Genomic DNA, 17,011 nt, shown 5'->3' on the forward strand with positions numbered 1-17,011 from the left:
GACGCCCCCAAAGCGGACCGAGCCAGGAGGCGCGCCGGATGGACCTCGCCGCCACCCCACGGCCGGGAGGTCCGTCCCTCCTGCCTCCCCGGCCGGGCATCGCCCAGGCCGCCGCCCTCGCCGGCCGGGTGCGCCAGAACGGGGAATAGATGTTGCTTATGTGCCGGGCATGAAGCCCGACCTGCCCACCGTCCCCCTCGCCCCGCCGCCCCCCGGCCACAGCACCAACCTGGTGGGCGTGCCCTCGGGCCTCCTCGCCAGCCCCGCCTTCAACGAGCACCCCCTGCGCCTGCACATCAGCGGCGTGCGGGAGACCAGCCCGGCCCTCTTCCGCATGCTGGAGGATTCCACCTGCGCCGAGGAGGCCATGGACGCCTTCCAGAAATACATGGCGGCCGTGTTCGGGGTGAACGAGGGGCCGGAGCGACGGCCCCGGGACGACGGCACAGCGCGGCCCGGCCCCCGCCTGTTCCGCTCCAGCTACCGGCGCCTGCTGCAGGGCTGGGGTTTCGATGCCAACAACCCGGAAGGGGCGGTGCTCAAGGGCTGGGTGGAAAGCCGCTTCGGCCTGTTGCCCACCTTCCACAAGGAGCCCCTTGGCCGCTATCCCTCCCGGGCCTGGATGACCTATGTGGAAGAGAAGATGTGCGCCCGCTTCCACAACAACTCCATCCAGCTGCAGCTGGACCTGCTCTACGAGTACTGCCAGTGGATGCTGGCCCGCTACATCTTTCCCAGCCGCCGCCACCTGACCCTCTACCGGGGCGTTAACGACCTCTCCGAACACCACGTGGTCAGCACCCTGTCGCGGCGGGAGGCCATCGTGCGGCAGAACAACCTGATCTCCTTCACCGACGACCGGGAGGTGGCCGACCAGTTCGGCGACACCATCCTGGAAGTGCAGGTGCCCCTGGTGAAGATTCTCTTCTTCAACGGCCTCCTGCCCGGCCCCGTGCTCAAGGGCGAAGGCGAATACCTGGTGATCGGCGGCGATTACCGGGTGCAGATGAGCTACTACTGAAGGAGCCTGCGCCGTGTTCCTCACCCAGCCCCGCCATCCCCCCGCCCCGCCCGGCTCCCTGCTCGACCGGGTGCGGGCCGCCTACCTGGGCTTTGCCATCGGCGACGCCCTCGGCGCCACGGTGGAATTCCTCACCCCCGGCGAAATCGCCGCCCAGTACGGCGTGCATGAACACATCACCGGCGGCGGCTGGCTGCGCCTGAAACCCGGCCAGATCACCGACGACACCCAGATGAGCCTGGCCCTGGGCGACGCCATCCTGGAACACCCGGAATGGAACCTCACCTGCGTCGCCGAACACTTCCTCGCCTGGCTGAAAACCAAGCCCATCGACGTGGGCAACACCTGCCGCCGCGGCATCGTCCGCTACATGCACAAGGGCACCCTGGAATCCCCCTACAGCGACGGCGACGCCGGCAACGGCGCCGTCATGCGCAACCTGCCGGTGGTCATCGCCACCCTGGGGGACGACGACGCCTTCGCCCGCTGGAGCCTGGAACAGGCCCACCTGACCCACAACCATCCCCTCTCCGACGTGGCCACCCTGACCCTGGGCTGCATGACCCGGGCCCTGCTGCGGGGCGAAGGCAAGGAGCGGGCGCGGCAGCTGGCCGACGCCCTGGTGGCCGGCCACCGCAACTTCCGCTTCGATCCCTACCCCAAGCGGGCCACCGGCTATGTAGTGGATACCCTGCAAACCGTCTGCCACGCCTTCTTCAGCACCGACAGCTTCGAGGCCTGCCTGGTGAAGACGGTGAACCTGGGAGGCGACGCGGACACCAACGGCGCCCTGGCCGCCATGCTCGCCGGCGCCCACTACGGCGAAGCCGCCATTCCCTTCCGCTGGCTGCGGCGCCTGGACCGGCACGCCCGCATGGCCGTGGAAGCCCAGGCAACGGGCCTGCTGGCCCTGTCCCAGCGCCGCGCCGCCCCCTGAGCCATTCCCCGGGCACCCCTCCCGGGGGTCGGCAGCCGGCGCCATATGCGCTATGGTTACGTCTCTTACGGCGCAACCCCCAAGGGCATTTCCCATGACCACCGGCTCCAGCGATCAGCACCAGGTTTTCGAACAAATCGGCAAGATGACCCGGGACCTGCACGAAACCCTGCAGGCCCTGGGCCACGACAAGGCCCTGGAACGCACCGTGGACGCCATTCCCGACGCCCGGGAGCGGCTCAACTACGTGCTCTCCATGACCGAACAGGCCGTCTCCCGCGTGCTCAACGCCGTGGACAGCATCAGTCCCACCCAGGACCGGGCCCAGGAAGGCGCCCGCCAGCTCCTCGCCGACTGGGAGCGGGTGGCCGACAAGCGCAAGGATTCCCGGGACTACCAGGAAACCCTGGCCCGCACCCGGGCCTACCTGCAGCAGAGCGACGCCGAGGCCGCCGCCAACAAGGCCCAGCTCACCGAAATCATCCTGGCCCAGGAATTCCAGGACCTCACCGGCCAGGTCATCAAGAAAATCGTGGACCTGGCCCAGGACATGGAAAGCCAGCTCCTCACCCTGCTCGCCCGCACCGCCCCCGGCGAAGGCAAGCAGCCCAAGGACGGCCTCCTCAACGGCCCCGCCATGGATTCGGACAAGAACCAGAAACAGGCCTTCGGCTCCCAGTCGGAAGTGGACAACTTCCTCGAGAGCCTGGGGTTCTAGAACGGGGAGGCTCCACCATGCCGACCGGGAATGATTCGCCGGCCGACCCAAGAAAAAAGGCTGCCCGAGGGCAGCCTTTTTCATATCGCCACCGCTGGGGCGAGTACTCCTGATAAATGGGTGCTTTCACAGCAGTTCCCGGATGGCATCGCACACCTCCCGCCGGGGTGCCAGGCCCAGGACGGACTGGAGCTTGGTGACGGGATAGCGGGTGCGCACCCGCATGGCGTCGATGCGCTCCGGCGTCAGGGGCAGGCGCAGGAAGGGGCTGGCCAGGGCGACAATGCGCCGCACCAGGGTTTCATTGAGGCGCAGGCGGGGACGGCGGACCCCTGCGGCATCGGCGATGGCATTGACCAGATCGCCGTAGGCGCAATCGTTGGAGAGATTGAAGACATGGCCCCGGGCCCGGGGATCGCAGCCGCAGGCCAGCAGCGTCTCCACCACGTCATCCACATGGATGTAGGTGGCCACCACGTCGTCCGGGCCGATGTAGAAAAACAGGCCCTTGCGGATGAAGGCGATCATGGAGCGGAGGGACTGGTTCGGCATGTCGGCGCCGAAGACGTTGGCCGGACGCAGCAGGGTGCAGGTGATGTAGCCTTCCCGGGCGGCATCCAGCACCAGCTGGTCGGCCTCGGTCTTGGTGACTTCGTATTCGCCCACCGGCGCCGGCGCCGTTTCCTCGTCCACGATGCGGGGCTGATGCCGGTCCGGCCGGCGGTCGGGCCCGTAGGCGCCGACGCTGCTCAGTTGCACCCAGTGCAGGGGCTGGCCGCCGGCGGCAAACTGCTGCCTGGCGGCTGCCAGGAGACGGGCCGTGCCATCCACATGGAGGGGCCGCATCCGGGCTGTGTCGTTGATTTCGCCGGCGCAGTGGAACAGCACCCGGGCCCCGGCCAGGAATCCACCCAGCGCCACCTGGGGATCGGTCAGGTCCCCGGCGTGAAAGCTGAGGCCCTGGGGGGCGCCGGTCACCCCGACGCTCTTGCGGGTCAGGGAGCGAACCTGGTCACCCCGGGCCAGCAGGGCTGCTGTCAGGCGTTTGCCGATGAAACCGGAGCCGCCGGTGATGCAAACTTCCAAGGGAAGGGTCCTTTCCAGAAGAGGGGCGAAATGCTGATCAGGCGCAAGCATACAAGACGGAGCCGCCCTGAGGTCGCCCGGGCACTCCCGTGCCGGCCCGGAGAGCTGCCGGAGGGCGGCCCGTCGGTCCCCTGGCGACTGGGCCGGCGATGGCCGGAAGGAAGGACAAATGGAGGATTTTTTTGTATCTTTGCCCTTCCCCATCCCGTCCGCTCCGTCCATGTCGCCCCTCTTTCTCGACGACCTAGCCCCCGGCCAGCGCTTCACCACGCCAGGCATCACTCTCACCGAAGCGGAGATCATCGACTTCGCCTGGCGCTACGATCCCCAGCCCTTCCATCTGGATGTGAACGCCGCCGCGGAATCGCCCTACGGCGGGCTCATCGCCAGCGGTTTCCAGAGCCTGGCCCTGGCTTTCCGCCTGTTCATCCAGAGCGGCATCTTCAGCCGCTCGAGCATCGGCTCCCCGGGCATCGACGAGCTGCGCTGGCTGGCGCCGGTGCGGCCCGGCGATACCCTGCATACGGAAATCGAGGTGCTGGAGGTAAAGCCCTCTTCCTCCAAGCCGGACCGGGGCATCGCCCGCCTCAAGTACGTGGCGGCCAATCAGCGCGGCGAGGCGGTGCTGAGCTTCATCGTCATGCACCTGCTCAAGCGGGCCGGCGCGTGAAGCCGGAGGACCTGCAACTGCTGGTGACCCGGGAGATGCCCTTCGGCAAGCACAAGGGCACGCTCATCGCCGACCTGCCGGGCAACTACCTCAACTGGTTCGCACGGGAGGGCTTTCCCCCCGGCGAGATCGGCCGGCTGCTGGCCCTGATGCAGGAGATCGACCACAACGGCCTCTCCCATCTGCTCCAGCCCCTGCGCCAGGGGCGCTAGCAGCGCCACAACACAGGGCCCCGGCGGGGCCCTTTTCTTTTCAATGGATGTTGAAGCAGCCCGCCGTCTCGGCGTCGTCGCCCAGGCGCGCCAGTTCGCGCCGGATGTGGCGCAGCAGCTGGCTGCCCACGGGCAGGCAGTCCTTCGGCCGCACCTGCCAGCCGTCGGGACCGGGGCTGATGTCGGCCACGGTCTCCGCCAGCATTTCCGGGATGCCGTCCTCAATGCCGTAGTAGCGCTCGATCCAGCGGATGCGATGGAAGGGGGCGGCGGCCAGGAGGGCTGGATGCTGGGTCAGGGCGGCGGCGATGACCCGGTCGATGGCGACGGAAATGGAGACGCCCGGGTTCTCCGGCAGTTCGTGCAGGATGGCCAGGATGCCCTCCCCCTCCGGCGGCGCCGCCAGGGTCAGGCCGCACAGGGAGGGCCGGCCGCCGAGGCGGTAGCGCACCAGCAGCATGGGACTCAGGCCACCGCGCAGTCCAGGGCGGCCTCCAGGGCCGCCGCCACTTCGGCCAGGGGCCGGTCGATGACCGTGATGCCCTGCTCGGCGATGAAGCGCAGTTCGTTGCGGGTCAGCTCCGCCGCCGGCAGCACGGCGAAGTGGGGGCCGGCGGAGCGCTTCATCACCTGGCGCGCGTAGGTGCGGGTCAGCTGGTCGCGGAAGCGGCAGCCGAAGAAGACGAAGCCCCGGCTGGCGCGGCGGCTTTTCACCGCCTCGGGGATGGGGGTCTGGATGTCGATCTCCGTCAGCACTTCGACGAAGTCGGAATCGGAGATGATGAAGTTGCCCGCCGGCTGCACCCCGCCCAGGGGCTTGTACACCAGGGTGCGGCAGGCCGCCGCCCCGGCCTCGGGGAGGGGGGCGCCGGCGGCGTCGTAGCAGAGATACCAGCCTTCCCGCACCTCGGCCCGGCTGACACCCTGGATCTGGGCCCAATCACTGTTGCCGGCGAAGGCGCCGGCGAGGGCCGTGTCATAGCCCGTGTCCACCACCATGGGCGGCGCCAGGCGGGCCAGCAGGCGGTAGAAGGCGGGCACTTCGGCCGGGGTGGCGAAGGCCTCCAGCATCAGCTTGCGCAGGGTCTTGCGATGGCGGAAGTTCTCGATGTACTGGGCCGTGGCCGTGGGGTTGCGGCGGATGCGCGAAGGCACCGTGGCCCGCTTGGAGAGGAAGGCGGCGAGAGCCTCCGGCGCCAGGGGCAGGGCGGCGTTGGCCGGTGCCAGCAGCACCGCCTCGGCCCCCAGGTAGGGAATCAGGGCGCCGCTGCCAAGACCGTCGGCAACGGTGGCGAGCAGACCGTCGGTGCTGTCGGCGCCCATGGTCTTCACTCCTCGCTCAGCTTGGCGGCTTCGATGGTGATGGGCATGGGGGTGTCCACCGCCATCTCCGGCAGCTGCAGCTTCCAGCCGTTGCCCAGGGTGATCTGGCCGCCCCACAGGGTGGCCTTCTCGGTGAACACCACGTCCTGCTCCAGGTCCTTCTTGGGGACGTAGACCGACAGGTTGCCGTTCTTGTCCTTGCGCAAGGTGATTTTCATGTTGCCCTCTCCCACTTGGTCTAAAGATTCGATTTCGCGTCCCTTCATGCCGACCAGGCAGCCCCGGTCCACGAAGTCCACGCCGTAGATGTAAAACTGCTGCAGAAAGGTGCCGATACTGGTGACGTAGCCCACGTCCCCCTTGTGTACCAGCACCTCGCCGATTTCCCTGAGGGGATAGGTGCCGTCGTTCTTCACATACTTCCGGGCGACGACTTTCTCGCCGAAATGGAACTGGGGCGGGCCATCCAGTTCCACCACATCGCTGTCCCGGGCCGACATGATCCCGGCCTCAGCCCTTGTGGCTGGAGCAGCCAGCCATGGCACCCTGGGGCGCCTGGTCCCGCTTCATGAAGGTGACCACGCCGACGCCGCCCGCGGCGGCACCGTCACCGGCCCCGCAGCCGCAGACGTGGGGGCCGTTGGGGTTGGTGAAGGAGAGGCCGGAGGACGAGGGGCTTTCCTTGAAGTCGATGGTGTAGCCGTGCAGCAGGCTGCAGCTCTCGGCGGTGAGGAACAGGAGGGCCCCGTTCTGCTCGATCACCGTGTCGCCGGGCGTCGGCGTCTCGGCCACGGTGAAGCTGGAATCGAAGCCGGAACAGCCGCCGGGCTTGACCGAGAGGCGGAAACCGGCGGACGCCGAGCCTTCGCCGAAACGCACCATCTGGCGCATGTACTTGGCGGCGCGGGGCGTGATGTTGACGCACATATCCTTACCTCCGGGGGTTGGGGTTTTTTTGTTTAGCCACAGAGGGCACAGAGAACACAGAGCAACGTCGACAACTTCCCGCGCTGCCGGCCTGACCTTCGGGCACAGCGCCCAGGGATTTTCCCTCTGTGTTCTCTGTGTCCTCTGTGGCTGCCTTCAGGCCTGGTAGCGCGGCACGCTCTTGTCCACGACGATGCAGTCGGCCGGGCAGGCGGCGATGCACTGGGGATCGTCGTAATGACCAATGCACTCGGTGCAGCCGTCGGCCTTGATGGCGAAGAGGCCGTTCTTCTCGTAGATGGCGTCGTTGGGACATTCCTGTTCGCAGGCACCGCAGGCGGTACAGGCGGAGGCGTTGATCTTGTAGGCCATGATGGGCTCCTTGTCTTAGGGGGTGACGGATGGGTTGGATGGCCTCAGGCGACCAGGCTGGTGGCGCCCTGGCGCCGCTCCAGACGCTGCTGGAACCAGGCCAGGGCCGAGGCTTCGATGTATTCGTGGGCGTAGTCCTGCACCGGCTCGATACCCGCGGCCTGCAGTTCCTTCATGGGGCAGTGGCCGATCTTGGCCACCAGCACGGCGGCGCAGTCCTGGAGGGCGTCGAGGATGGAGGGCATGGCCTCCTCTTCCTCGTAGCCGCCGGCGCAGTAGTGCTCCACCTTGCGATGGCCGACGAACTTGGCGCCGGCGGCGGAGACTTCGTACACCTGGAACTCGCTGGCGTGGCCGAAGTGCTGGTTGATGCGGCCGCCGCCCTTGGTGGCCACGGCCACCAGGGCCTTCTCCGAAGCGCCGGCCAGGCCGGCCTTCTTCTCCGCTTCGGCGGCACGCTGATCGGCCCGCTCCTTCTCGACGAAGTCCCGGTAGGCCTGGCGGGCGGTGGGGTCGTAGGTGGTACCGATGGCGTCCAGCTTGTCGCTGGTGAATTCCTGGCTGCGGTCCTCCCCCAGCATGCCGACGGCGTCGGCGCGGCACTGGCGGCAGTGGCGCATCAGCTTCATGTCGCCCTCGCACTCGTCCTGCAGGGCCTTCAGTTCGGCGGCGGTGGGGCCGCGCTGGCCGGTGAGGCCGAAGTGGGTGCCGTGGGCCGGGTCGGAAATGAGCGGCATGATGTTGTGCAGGAAGGCGCCCTTGGCCTTCACCACCTTGTTCACTTCCTTCAGGTGATGGTCGTTGATGCCCGGGATCAGCACCGAGTTCACCTTCACCAGGATGCCGGCGGCGGTGAGCATCTCCAGGCCCAGCATCTGCCGCTCGTGCAGGATCTTCGCCGCTTCCAGGCCGTGGTAGCGCTTGTGGTTGTGGAAGATCCAGGGGTAGATGTGCTGGCCCACTTCCGGGTCCACCATGTTGATGGTGATGGTGACGTGGTCCACGTTGAACTTCTTGATGGTCTCCACGTGGTCCGGCAGGGCCAGGCCGTTGGTGGAGAGACAGAGCTTGATGTCCGGCGCGCTCTGCTGGATCAGTTCGAAGGTCTTGAAGGTCTTGGCCGGATTGGCCAGGGCGTCGCCCGGGCCGGCGATGCCGACCACGGAAAGCTGGGGAATCTCGGCGGCCACCGCCAGCACCTTCTTGCCCGCCATTTCCGGGGTCAGCTTCTCGCTCACCACGCCGGGGCGGGATTCGTTGGCACAGTCGTACTTGCGGTTGCAGTAGTTGCACTGGATGTTGCAGGCCGGGGCCACGGCCACGTGCATGCGGGCGAAGTGGTGGTGGGCCTCGCTGCTGTAGCAGGGATGGTCCTTCACCTTCTCCCAGATGTGGGCGGGCATGTCGGCCGGACCTTCGCCGGAGCCGCAGCTGGAGGAGCTGCAGCCACCGGCGGACGCGGCGCCGCTGTGGGCGGAAGCGATGGGGATGATGCGGCGGGAAGCCGGGGCTCCTGCCGCCGTTCCACTCATGCCGCTCATGCCAGTTTGGGCGCTCGGGTTCTGCATGGTCCGCTCCTGTCGGGGTTGGGGCTCGTTGTCTCGGGGCCCTTGACTGCAGGCCCTGCAACACCCCTAGAGCAACCCATGTGCCAGGTCCGGGATTTCCGTTTTTATTGCTAGTAAACAGTCACTTGGGAAACCGGTGTCGGCTTTTACCCTTTGTCGCGGACACGACGCCCCTGTATCGAAGCCGACAATGGTCCGGACCACCGAGCGCCCCTCGTCGTGCCGCCGAAACCCGCATGGATAGGCCATCTCCAAGGCATGACCAGCACTGGCACAGTTCTCGCATTGGTAGTGGCGTCATTCAATCCAACCTACTTATCCCTTGAGGCTGCCATGACCCAAAACGCCGTACTCTCCAAACTCTCCGGCAAACTGCTCTCCCCCCTCATCAGCGGCCCCACGGGCAAGGCCGGGCGCTTCGGCTTCCGCGGCGAACTGGGCCTGGAATTCCCGGAAAGCGTCGCCGGCGAAGCCCGTCCCCCCATCACCAAGGCCGACCAGGTGATCCTGGCCGCCGAAGGCGAACAGCTGGTGTTCTTCGCCGCCCACGTGGACTCCCTCGCCCACCTGGACCACATCGTCGCCATGATGGGCGATTCCCTGGTGCCCGCCGGGAAGTACTTCCTCTTCGCCGGCAACGTGGACTTCTCCAAGAAGTACGCCGTGGAAGTGGGCGGTGTCAGCTGGAACGTGTATCCCCTGGACGAAGCCACGGTGTGGAATGAACTGCTGGACCTGCTCTACCTGGAACGCAGCGACCTGAAGAAGGCCTCCGCCGAAGCCAAGGTGGACGCGGTGGTGGATGCGGCGGCCAAGTACAACGGCAAGCTGCCGGTGATCCCCTACGCCCAGGCCCTGGCCGAAATGGGTCCGGTGAAGGTGGCCGAGAACCGCCCCGTCTGATCTCTCCTCGGTCCGCACCCTGCCCCCGGGGCGCGGACCTTTTGCTTACGTCGCTCCCGCCGGCGGCCGTTCCCAGCCACGGGTGCAAGCCAGGGCCGGCCTTCCGGCCGGGAGTGGCGTATCCCTTTTTGACGCTTCCCGACGGCAACGGCCATGGCCCACGTCATCTTCTACGAAAAGCCCGGCTGCGGCGGCAATGCCCGGCAGCGGGCCCTGCTCCAGGCCGCCGGCCACACCCTGACGGTGCGCGACCTGCTGGGCGAGCCATGGACGGCAGCCACCTTGCTGGCCTTCCTCGAGCCCCTGCCGGTGAGCGAGTGGTTCAACCGGGCCGCTCCCCGCCTCAAGAATGGTGAAGTGCAGCCCGAAACCCTGGGCCGGGATGCTGCCCTGGCCCTGCTGCTGGCCGAGCCCCTGCTGATCCGCCGCCCCCTGTTGCAGGTGGGGGATGAACGAAGGGTGGGTTTCGATACGACGGCCATCGCCCAATGGATCGGCCTGGAAGGCGCAGGGGATAAGGATGTCGGCGAGGGCTGCCCCAAGGGCGAAGAGCACCGGCCCTGTCCGCCGCCCACGGCCTAGAATCGCCGTCCCATAAGACCCTCCGGGCATCTCCCGGATGAGCCGCACCCTACCCCGCGCCCCGCCCGAATTCCGCCAACGACCCGGCCCGGGGTGGCGAACCACCCGGCCGACCTGGCGCACCGATCGCTATGGACGGGGTACGCCGGAAGCTACAGGCGCTTCACCTCGATATTGAATTTCTTCAGGGCGTAGCCGATCTGCCGCGGCGTCAGGTTGAGCAGCCGGGCCGCCTTGGCCTGGACCCAGCCGCAACGTTCCATGGCCTCGATCAGCCGTTCCCGTTCCGAGACGAAGGCGTCGCTGCCTTCGGCCAGGTCGTCGTCGCCGTAGTCGGGCGGTGCCGCCGCAGGCATGGCCGGCCGGGCCGGCGCCGCCACCACCGGAATGGGGTCGCGGAAGTGAACCGGCTGGGATTGGGGCTGGATCGGCTCCCGGGCCGGGAAGGTGGTGTGGCCGCCGGGATGGGTGCCCGGCATGTCCATCACCGGATGGCAGGCCCGGGAGGCGGAGGATTCGAGCAGCACGGAGGAGAAGCACTGGCCCTTCTGGCAGCGCATGTCCGACTCCCGGATGAGGGCGCCCCGGGTCATGGTGGCGGCCCGCTCGATGCAGTTCTCCAGCTCCCGCACGTTGCCCGGCCAGTTGCAGTGCTGCAGGATCTCCACCGCACCGGGCGTGATGGTCAGCTTGCGGTTGTTCTCCCGGTTGAAGCGGGAAAGGAAGAAGTCCACCAGCAGGGGGATATCCTCCTTGCGCTCCCGCAGGGGCGGCAGCAGGATGGCCACCACATTGAGGCGGAAATAGAGGTCGGCGCGGAAGTCGCCCTTCTGCACCATTTCCTCCAGGTTGCGGTTGGTGGCGGCCACCAGGCGGAAGTTGGCCTTGTGGGTCTTGTTGCCGCCGACCCGCTCGAACTCGTGCTCCTGCAGGACGCGCAGCAGCTTGGCCTGGAAGGAGGAGGAAATGTCGCCGATCTCGTCCAGGAACAGGGTGCCGCCGTCGGCCATCTCGAAGCGGCCCTTGCGCTCGGCAGTGGCGCCGGTGAAAGCGCCCTTCTCGTGGCCGAAGAGTTCGGATTCGAGCAGGGTCTCCGGCAGGGCGGCACAGTTCACCTTGACGAAGGGGCCCTTGGAACGGGGCGACAGATAATGGATGGCGTGGGCGATGGCCTCCTTGCCGGTGCCCGACTCGCCCCGCAGGAGGATGGTGGAGTTGCCCGGTGCCGCCTGGTGCACGTCGGCGAACACCTCCTTCATGCGCTTGGAGCGGCCGATGACGTTTTCCACGTCGTACTTGCCCTGCAACTGCTTCTGCAGGCGGTGGGTCTCCAGCATCAGCTGGGCCCGCTCGGCGGCAATGGCCTGGTGCAGCTTGAAGGTCTGGCCCACCAGGCTGGCCACCAGGGACAGCAGGCGCACGTCCCGGTCGAAGCTGGCGGGCTTGGAGGCGCCGGGAGGCCGGTCCACGCTGAGCACGCCCACCACCTCGCGGCCGATCTTCACCGGCACGGCGATGAGGGCCACCCCGGCGCACTGGGACAGGTCCCGGCCGGTACGGTTGATGAAGACCGGGTCGGCGGTGATGTCGGGCACCACCATGGGGCTGCCGTGCTTGAGCACCTGGCCGACGATGCCGCTTTCGGCGTCGAGGATGATGTCTTCCTGGACGGCAAAAGGCACCCCGGCTGCACCAAGTACGTGCAGTTTTCCTTCGCCCTGCACCATGCTGACCATGGCATGCCTCATGTGGAGGTGGGTCAGCATGACGTTGAGCGCCTCCCGCACCGACTTCTGGAAGTCCAGCGAGGAGGTGAGAATCTTGCTGATCTCATAGATGGTGACCAGTTCCAGGTCAGCATCCCGATCCAGTTTTGTTGCCGTCATAACCAGCTCCTGAAGAGTTCTTCTGCCTCCCCCGCGAACTCTTTTTCTTGTGCCTGAATCAGAGCAGGTTCCATGCCACGATCGTGACCTAATTCACGCTTGGCCCCCGTCGCCGCCGCCCACCACCTCCACCCGGTTGCGGCCGCCCGCCTTGGCCCGGTACAGGGCCTGGTCGGCCCGGGCGATGAGGGCATCGGCCTCGTCCCCCTCGCCCCGATAGCTGGCCAGGCCGACGCTGACGCTGACCGCAATCTCCAGCACCACGTTGCCGGGCAGCACCACCCGCACCGGCGCCGCGCCGACGGCCGCCCGCAGGCGCTCGCCCACGGCCGCCAGGTCCTCCTCCCGGGTCTGGGGCAGGATCACCAGGAATTCCTCGCCGCCGTAGCGGATCGGCACGTCGGCCTTGCGGATGGTGTCCATCAGGCGCCGCGCCGTCTCCCGCAGCACCTGGTCCCCCGCCGGGTGGCCGTGGCTGTCGTTGATGCGCTTGAAGTGGTCGATGTCGAGCATGGCCACCGCCAGTTCGATCTCGTGGCGGCGCGAGGCGTAGGCCGCCTCGTCGAGCCGGGCCAGGCCGTAGCGGCGGTTGCGGCAGCGGGTCAGGGGATCGGTGACGGCGCCGGTGTAGTTGCGCGAGTTTTCCACCGCCAGGGTCAGGTGGCCGCCCAGGTTGGCCAGCAGTTCCTCGTCGGCCTGGACCCGGGAAGCCCCTTCCATACTGCACACCAGGAGGCCGGAAAGGCGGCCGCCGCTGCCCAGGGGCACGGCGAAATGCAGGGCGCCGCCGCCCACGCCCAGTTGCAGTTCCAGGCTGGCCACCGCCGCCTGGGCCATGGACAGGGGAAAGCCGTCCAGGGCCTCCCGGGCCAGGAGCTCCTGGCCCAGCAGGGCCGGCGCCAGGGCGCCTTCGCCGGTGAACAGGGCATCGCTGCGGTCACTGGCGCAGACCCAGGTGCCGTCGGCCGATTCGGCGAAGAAGGCGACGAAGGCCGGCGCCAGCTTCTGTTCCAGGACCCGCACCACGGTGGAGGCCACCGCCGACATTTCCATGTTGCGGGAGACCTCCACCACCAGGGTGTACAGCAGGCCCGACTCCAGGTTGGAGGATTCAAGACGGGCCACCTGGTCCTCGATGCGGTCCACCATGTGGTTGAAATGGGCCGCCAGATGGCCCAGTTCGCCCCGTTCGGCCACCGGCGCCCGGGCCTGCAGGTCGCCGCCGGCCAGGCGCCCGGCCGTATCCACCAGCACCTCCACCGGCTCCAGCACGGAGCGGCGGAATAACCAGTAGATCAGCACCAGGGACACCAGGCCGCAGGCCAGGCCGATCAGCAGCAGGCCGCGGCGCCGCTCGGCGGCAGCCTGATTGAGGGGAGTCAGGTCGAAATCCACCAGCACCAGGCCCCGCAGCTTTTCCCCCGGGTCCTGGTGGCAGCCCTTGCATTCGGGCCGGGCCGGCACAGCGCTGACCACCCGCAGCCAGTGCTGGCCCGCCGCATCCACCACGGCCCGGGTGACGGGAAACTGTTCGGGCACCATGCCGTCGCAGCCGGGGCAGGCCGGGTTGCCGGCCACCTCGATGCTGCCGCCGCGCAGGGACGGGTCAGTACTGGCCTTGACGCTGCCGTTGCGGGCCAGCACGGAAATGCGGCCGACGCCGGCCGTCTCGATGTAGGTGGAAGCTTCCCGGGTGACGCCGTCCCAGGCCGCGGCACCGCCGCCGGCCAGCATGCGCCGCACCAGGCCCTCGGCCACCAAGCTGGAAATCTTGTGGGCGTGGGCCGTGTGCTGTTCGCCGTAGAGGCGCTCCTCCTGCCGGGTCACCAGCCAACCCACCACCACCAGGGCCGCCACCAGCACCAGCATGGCGCCGACGCCGATGCGCACGGAAATGCGCTGCCACCAGGGCACATGTCCGGGCACCTCCCGGCCGGGGTACGCTCCTGCCACCACGATCCCACCTCCCTTGATCCCGCCGGGTTGTTCCCGGTTCTAGGCGTTTGGCATTGTACGCCGGCCGCAGCGCGGGAGGGTCATGGCAGCACGGTGGTCAGGCGCCCTCCGCCTCCGCCAGGTGGGCCAGCAGGGCATCCACCACCCGGGCATCGAAACGGCTGCCGCGGCCCAGGGCCAGCTCCCGCAGCCCCTCTTCCCGGGAACGGGCGGCCCGGTAGGGGCGGTGGGAAATGATGGCGTCGAAGACGTCGGCCACGGCGATGATGCGGGCTTCCAGGCAGATGTCCTCGCCCGCCAGCCCCTGGGGATAGCCGCTGCCGTCCACCCGTTCGTGGTGCTGGTGCACCATGTCGGCGATTGGCCAGGGAAAATCGATGCCGCACAGGATTTCGTAACCCACCTGGGGGTGGTAGCGGATGATTTCCAGTTCCGGCGGCGACAGCTTCCCCGGCTTGCCGAGAATGTCGAGGGGGACGGATATCTTGCCGATGTCGTGGATACGGGCGCCCAGCTGCAGCCCCTGGCGCTGCTCTTCATCAAGCTCCAGGCGGCGGGCGATGGCCTCGCACAGGGTCGCCACCTGGTTCTGGTGGCCGGCGGTGTAGGCGTCCCGCTTCTCGATGGCCAGGGCGATGGCATCCACCGTCCGGCTGAAGGAGGCCGCCAGCTGGGCGCTGTGGTGCAGGGCCGCTTCCTGGGCGGCGCGCAGGGGCGTCAAATCCTCGTGGGCCACCACGGCCCGGATCGGGCCGCCATCGTCGGGGAAAGGGGAAACGGTGAGCAGGAACCAGCGCCGCTCCGTGGGCGAGTGGCAGGGATACTCGATCTGGAACTTGGGCGACCGCCCCTTGAGCACGGCCCGGATGCCGCCGGCAATGCGGCGGGCCAGTTCCATCTCTTCGGCACTGCACCGGGCACAGGGCTGGCAGCCCTGCATGCCGTCGAGCAGTTGCAGGTAGTTGAGGCCCAGGCCGTAGCCGGGGGAACGGCCGCAGTTGCTGTCGGCGAAGCGTTTCCAGGCCTCGTTCACCGCCACGATGGTGCCCGCTCCGTCGAGCAGGGCGATATGGGCGGTCATGGCGTCCATGATGGGCCGGAAGCGGGCTCCGGCTTCCTCGAATGGCGGCCTGGCAACGGGCTCCCCCAGGGACGGGAGGGGTTCGCAGAGTGTCATGATGGCTTGGCCTATTACTTATGGCTTAGTTCATCATACGCCTTTGATGCGGCCAAACCAGCCCTTGCGGTGGCCGCCCGGCGGACTAGAATGCGGCCCGTTGCCCGGCCGCCCGGCCGGCTCCCCAACCTGCCCGGCAGCACCCGGAGAACGACCATGAAGATCAACGACATTCCCCTCGGCGGACGTTTCGTCCTGGAAGGCCAGACCTACGTCAAGACCGGCCCCATGATGGCCCGCGGCGAAGGCGGCGAAACCCGGGTGGTGCCCCGCTACATGGTGCTGCAGGCCGCCGACGGCGCCGTTGCCGGCACCCCTGCCGCCGCGGCGCCGGCGGCGGACCGGGCCGCCCTGGGCCAGGCCTGGTCCCGCTTCTACGCCGAATGCCGCCAGCTGGTGCCGCCCCAGGCCCAGGGCCAGCTGGAAGCCGCCCGGCAGCGCTTCCTCGCCGCCAGCGGCCTGGAGGACGGGCAATAGGGCCGGCCGCGGGAAATGCCGGGAGCGGAAACAGGACGGAAGGGAAAAGGGACGGCGGAAATGAAAATGGACACCCGGAGGTGTCCATTTTCTGAAACTTGGCGCGCCCGGCGCGATTCGAACGCACGACCCCTGCCTTCGGAGGGCAGTACTCTATCCAGCTGAGCTACGGGCGCAAAAGGGACGGCAAGAATACCCGGTTTTTCCCCGGGCGTCCATGCCCGCCCTTGGGATCACTCTGACTTTGCGGATATAATTCGCCCCTCGCACCCTCCCCCCGGCATGAAATAAAAGGAATTTTCCCCATGGCTGACCAACAAAACCACTCCAGCAAGTCCATCATGTACTGGTCGATCGCGATTGCGATCGTCCTCATGGTGGCCCTCGTTCCCCTGTCCAAGCTGGGCAAGGGCACCGCCGGCGGCGCCAGCGCCGAAGACGCCGATGCCCGCATCGCTCCCGTGGCCAAGGTGGCCCTGCAGGTGGCCAGCGCCGCCGCTCCCGCCGGCCCCGTCGATCCCAAGGCCACCTACAACGGCGTCTGCGCCGCCTGTCACGCTTCCGGCGCTGCCGGCGCTCCCAAGGCCGGCGACAAGGCTGCCTGGGCTCCCCGCATCGCCGCGGGCAAGGACACCCTGTACAAGAACGCCATCGGCGGCAAGGGCGCCATGCCTCCCAAGGGCGGTTCCAGCCTGAGCGACGACGACTTCAAGAAGGTGGTGGATTACCTGGTCGGCCTGTCCAAGTAAGCCGCGACGGACCGGAGCTTTCCGGTCCCGCAAAAAAGGGCGCCGGATCGCAAGATCCGGCGCCCTTTTTTCATGCTGCAGCGGCCTTCGGGTTGGCCGCGTAAACCTTACTTCTTGGCGGGTTCGGCAGGCTTTACTTCGGGCTTGGCGGCCTCGGCCTTTTCAGCCTTCTCGCCGGCCTGCTCGGCCTTCTTCTCCACCTTCTTGTGGCCGTGCTTCACGGCCGGCTTGGCCTCGGCCTTCACTTCCGCCTTCACTTCGGCCTTCGGTGCTTCCACCGCAGCCTTGGCCGGTGCGGCAGCAGGCGCCGCAGGCGCCGCAGGAGTAGCGGGGGTGGCCGGCGTGGCGGGAGCCTGGGCGAAAGCGGTACCGAAAGCAGCGAAGAGGGCAACAGCGATGAGGTTCTTGGTCATTTCTCTATCTCCTGAAATTTGGCTTGTCCTTCCG

The 17,011-nt window shown here is 67.8% G+C and carries 20 protein-coding genes and 1 tRNA gene; 9 read left to right on the top strand and 12 right to left on the bottom strand.

From position 1 onward, the window contains the following. Positions 1-169: 169 nt before the first annotated feature. From OEL49_RS09725 to OEL49_RS09735, 3 genes are all read left to right on the top strand, one after another. The gene (locus tag OEL49_RS09725) at positions 170-1,021 is read left to right on the top strand and encodes an NAD(+)--dinitrogen-reductase ADP-D-ribosyltransferase (RefSeq protein ID WP_014236060.1); all 852 of its coding nucleotides are present in this window, start codon (positions 170-172) and stop codon (positions 1,019-1,021) included. Positions 1,022-1,034: 13 nt separating this feature from the next. Next, entirely contained in the window at positions 1,035-1,958 is a 924-nt protein-coding gene (draG, locus tag OEL49_RS09730; protein ID WP_287874554.1) for an ADP-ribosyl-[dinitrogen reductase] hydrolase, read from the top strand. Positions 1,959-2,052: 94 nt separating this feature from the next. Beyond that, a complete protein-coding gene (locus tag OEL49_RS09735) occupies positions 2,053-2,676 on the top strand; it encodes a protein phosphatase CheZ (protein ID WP_014236058.1) in 624 nt (207 codons plus the stop codon). A 126-nt stretch (positions 2,677-2,802) separates the two neighbouring features. Here the strand turns inward: OEL49_RS09735 and OEL49_RS09740 are convergent, their stop codons facing one another. After that, positions 2,803-3,762: an NAD-dependent epimerase/dehydratase family protein gene (locus tag OEL49_RS09740; RefSeq protein ID WP_014236057.1), complete on the bottom strand. Its 960-nt coding sequence runs from the start codon at positions 3,760-3,762 to the stop codon at positions 2,803-2,805. Between the two features lie 169 nt (positions 3,763-3,931). Between OEL49_RS09740 and OEL49_RS09745 the strand changes: the two genes are divergently transcribed. Both OEL49_RS09745 and OEL49_RS09750 read left to right on the top strand, forming a co-directional pair. Next, positions 3,932-4,432, top strand: a complete 501-nt coding sequence (locus OEL49_RS09745) for a MaoC family dehydratase (protein WP_014236056.1) — start codon at positions 3,932-3,934, stop codon at positions 4,430-4,432. After that, entirely contained in the window at positions 4,429-4,644 is a 216-nt protein-coding gene (locus OEL49_RS09750) for a DUF3820 family protein (protein ID WP_014236055.1), read from the top strand. The genes OEL49_RS09745 and OEL49_RS09750 overlap by 4 nt, the downstream gene beginning before the upstream one ends. A gap of 40 nt (positions 4,645-4,684) precedes the next feature. On the opposite strand, the gene OEL49_RS09755 is transcribed toward OEL49_RS09750, so the two are convergent. The 6 genes from OEL49_RS09755 to nifB form a co-directional block, all read right to left on the bottom strand. Then, the gene (locus OEL49_RS09755; RefSeq protein WP_014236054.1) at positions 4,685-5,104 is read right to left on the bottom strand and encodes a hypothetical protein; all 420 of its coding nucleotides are present in this window, start codon (positions 5,102-5,104) and stop codon (positions 4,685-4,687) included. 5 nt (positions 5,105-5,109) lie between these two features. Beyond that, positions 5,110-5,967: an SIR2 family NAD-dependent protein deacylase gene (locus OEL49_RS09760; RefSeq protein WP_130459555.1), complete on the bottom strand. Its 858-nt coding sequence runs from the start codon at positions 5,965-5,967 to the stop codon at positions 5,110-5,112. Positions 5,968-5,972: 5 nt separating this feature from the next. Beyond that, positions 5,973-6,467 carry a putative nitrogen fixation protein NifT gene (gene nifT, locus OEL49_RS09765; protein WP_014236052.1) on the bottom strand — a complete coding sequence of 165 codons (495 nt, stop codon included), beginning with the start codon at positions 6,465-6,467 and terminating at the stop codon, positions 5,973-5,975. 10 nt (positions 6,468-6,477) lie between these two features. Continuing rightward, on the bottom strand, positions 6,478-6,894 hold the full coding sequence (locus tag OEL49_RS09770) for a HesB/IscA family protein (RefSeq protein WP_014236051.1): 417 nt from the start codon (positions 6,892-6,894) through the stop codon (positions 6,478-6,480). A 156-nt stretch (positions 6,895-7,050) separates the two neighbouring features. Further along, positions 7,051-7,266: a 4Fe-4S binding protein gene (locus tag OEL49_RS09775; RefSeq protein ID WP_014236050.1), complete on the bottom strand. Its 216-nt coding sequence runs from the start codon at positions 7,264-7,266 to the stop codon at positions 7,051-7,053. A gap of 44 nt (positions 7,267-7,310) precedes the next feature. Further along, a complete protein-coding gene (nifB, locus tag OEL49_RS09780; protein ID WP_287874558.1) occupies positions 7,311-8,834 on the bottom strand; it encodes a nitrogenase cofactor biosynthesis protein NifB in 1,524 nt (507 codons plus the stop codon). 333 nt (positions 8,835-9,167) lie between these two features. Between nifB and OEL49_RS09785 the strand changes: the two genes are divergently transcribed. Together OEL49_RS09785 and OEL49_RS09790 are read left to right on the top strand one after the other, a co-directional pair. Beyond that, the gene (locus OEL49_RS09785) at positions 9,168-9,737 is read left to right on the top strand and encodes a hypothetical protein (protein ID WP_014236048.1); all 570 of its coding nucleotides are present in this window, start codon (positions 9,168-9,170) and stop codon (positions 9,735-9,737) included. Positions 9,738-9,890: 153 nt separating this feature from the next. Then, on the top strand, positions 9,891-10,319 hold the full coding sequence (locus OEL49_RS09790; protein ID WP_014236047.1) for an ArsC/Spx/MgsR family protein: 429 nt from the start codon (positions 9,891-9,893) through the stop codon (positions 10,317-10,319). 152 nt (positions 10,320-10,471) lie between these two features. On the opposite strand, the gene nifA is transcribed toward OEL49_RS09790, so the two are convergent. The 3 genes from nifA to OEL49_RS09805 all read right to left on the bottom strand — a co-directional run bounded on the left by nifA (position 10,472) and on the right by OEL49_RS09805 (position 15,338). Further along, a complete protein-coding gene (gene nifA / locus OEL49_RS09795) occupies positions 10,472-12,205 on the bottom strand; it encodes a nif-specific transcriptional activator NifA (protein WP_014236046.1) in 1,734 nt (577 codons plus the stop codon). 93 nt (positions 12,206-12,298) lie between these two features. Continuing rightward, entirely contained in the window at positions 12,299-14,119 is a 1,821-nt protein-coding gene (locus OEL49_RS09800; protein WP_043797762.1) for a GGDEF domain-containing protein, read from the bottom strand. Positions 14,120-14,258: 139 nt separating this feature from the next. Beyond that, complete coding sequence (locus OEL49_RS09805; RefSeq protein WP_014236044.1) at positions 14,259-15,338, bottom strand: HD domain-containing phosphohydrolase; 1,080 nt, start codon at positions 15,336-15,338, stop codon at positions 14,259-14,261. A 156-nt stretch (positions 15,339-15,494) separates the two neighbouring features. Between OEL49_RS09805 and OEL49_RS09810 the strand changes: the two genes are divergently transcribed. Then, positions 15,495-15,815 carry a hypothetical protein gene (locus OEL49_RS09810; protein ID WP_014236043.1) on the top strand — a complete coding sequence of 107 codons (321 nt, stop codon included), beginning with the start codon at positions 15,495-15,497 and terminating at the stop codon, positions 15,813-15,815. Positions 15,816-15,914: 99 nt separating this feature from the next. Here the strand turns inward: OEL49_RS09810 and OEL49_RS09815 are convergent. After that, positions 15,915-15,991, bottom strand: a tRNA-Arg gene (locus OEL49_RS09815). A gap of 129 nt (positions 15,992-16,120) precedes the next feature. On the opposite strand from OEL49_RS09815, the gene OEL49_RS09820 reads away from it, so the two are divergent. Next, positions 16,121-16,564: a c-type cytochrome gene (locus tag OEL49_RS09820; RefSeq protein ID WP_014236042.1), complete on the top strand. Its 444-nt coding sequence runs from the start codon at positions 16,121-16,123 to the stop codon at positions 16,562-16,564. A gap of 107 nt (positions 16,565-16,671) precedes the next feature. Here OEL49_RS09820 and OEL49_RS09825 read toward each other — a convergent pair whose 3' ends face one another. Next, on the bottom strand, positions 16,672-16,977 hold the full coding sequence (locus OEL49_RS09825) for a hypothetical protein (protein ID WP_287874562.1): 306 nt from the start codon (positions 16,975-16,977) through the stop codon (positions 16,672-16,674). Positions 16,978-17,011 lie beyond the last annotated feature (34 nt).

The sequence above is a fragment of the Azospira sp. genome (assembly GCF_030247495.1).
GTDB lineage: Bacteria > Pseudomonadota > Gammaproteobacteria > Burkholderiales > Rhodocyclaceae > Azospira > Azospira oryzae.

Bases quoted from the DNA above. Each gene is read 5' to 3' on its own strand.
- OEL49_RS09760 (WP_130459555.1), bottom strand. From the start codon at position 5,967: ATGGGCGCCGACAGCACCGACGGTCTGCTCGCCACCGTTGCCGACGGT.
- OEL49_RS09810 (WP_014236043.1), top strand. From the start codon at position 15,495: ATGAAGATCAACGACATTCCCCTCGGCGGACGTTTCGTCCTGGAAGGC.
- nifT (WP_014236052.1), bottom strand. From the start codon at position 6,467: ATGTCGGCCCGGGACAGCGATGTGGTGGAACTGGATGGCCCGCCCCAG.
- OEL49_RS09735 (WP_014236058.1), top strand. From the start codon at position 2,053: ATGACCACCGGCTCCAGCGATCAGCACCAGGTTTTCGAACAAATCGGC.
- OEL49_RS09790 (WP_014236047.1), top strand. From the start codon at position 9,891: ATGGCCCACGTCATCTTCTACGAAAAGCCCGGCTGCGGCGGCAATGCC.
- OEL49_RS09825 (WP_287874562.1), bottom strand. From the start codon at position 16,977: ATGACCAAGAACCTCATCGCTGTTGCCCTCTTCGCTGCTTTCGGTACC.
- OEL49_RS09725 (WP_014236060.1), top strand. From the start codon at position 170: ATGAAGCCCGACCTGCCCACCGTCCCCCTCGCCCCGCCGCCCCCCGGC.
- OEL49_RS09820 (WP_014236042.1), top strand. From the start codon at position 16,121: ATGGCTGACCAACAAAACCACTCCAGCAAGTCCATCATGTACTGGTCG.
- OEL49_RS09785 (WP_014236048.1), top strand. From the start codon at position 9,168: ATGACCCAAAACGCCGTACTCTCCAAACTCTCCGGCAAACTGCTCTCC.
- OEL49_RS09755 (WP_014236054.1), bottom strand. From the start codon at position 5,104: ATGCTGCTGGTGCGCTACCGCCTCGGCGGCCGGCCCTCCCTGTGCGGC.
- nifA (WP_014236046.1), bottom strand. From the start codon at position 12,205: ATGACGGCAACAAAACTGGATCGGGATGCTGACCTGGAACTGGTCACC.
- nifB (WP_287874558.1), bottom strand. From the start codon at position 8,834: ATGCAGAACCCGAGCGCCCAAACTGGCATGAGCGGCATGAGTGGAACG.
- OEL49_RS09770 (WP_014236051.1), bottom strand. From the start codon at position 6,894: ATGTGCGTCAACATCACGCCCCGCGCCGCCAAGTACATGCGCCAGATG.
- OEL49_RS09805 (WP_014236044.1), bottom strand. From the start codon at position 15,338: ATGACACTCTGCGAACCCCTCCCGTCCCTGGGGGAGCCCGTTGCCAGG.
- OEL49_RS09745 (WP_014236056.1), top strand. From the start codon at position 3,932: ATGGAGGATTTTTTTGTATCTTTGCCCTTCCCCATCCCGTCCGCTCCG.
- OEL49_RS09775 (WP_014236050.1), bottom strand. From the start codon at position 7,266: ATGGCCTACAAGATCAACGCCTCCGCCTGTACCGCCTGCGGTGCCTGC.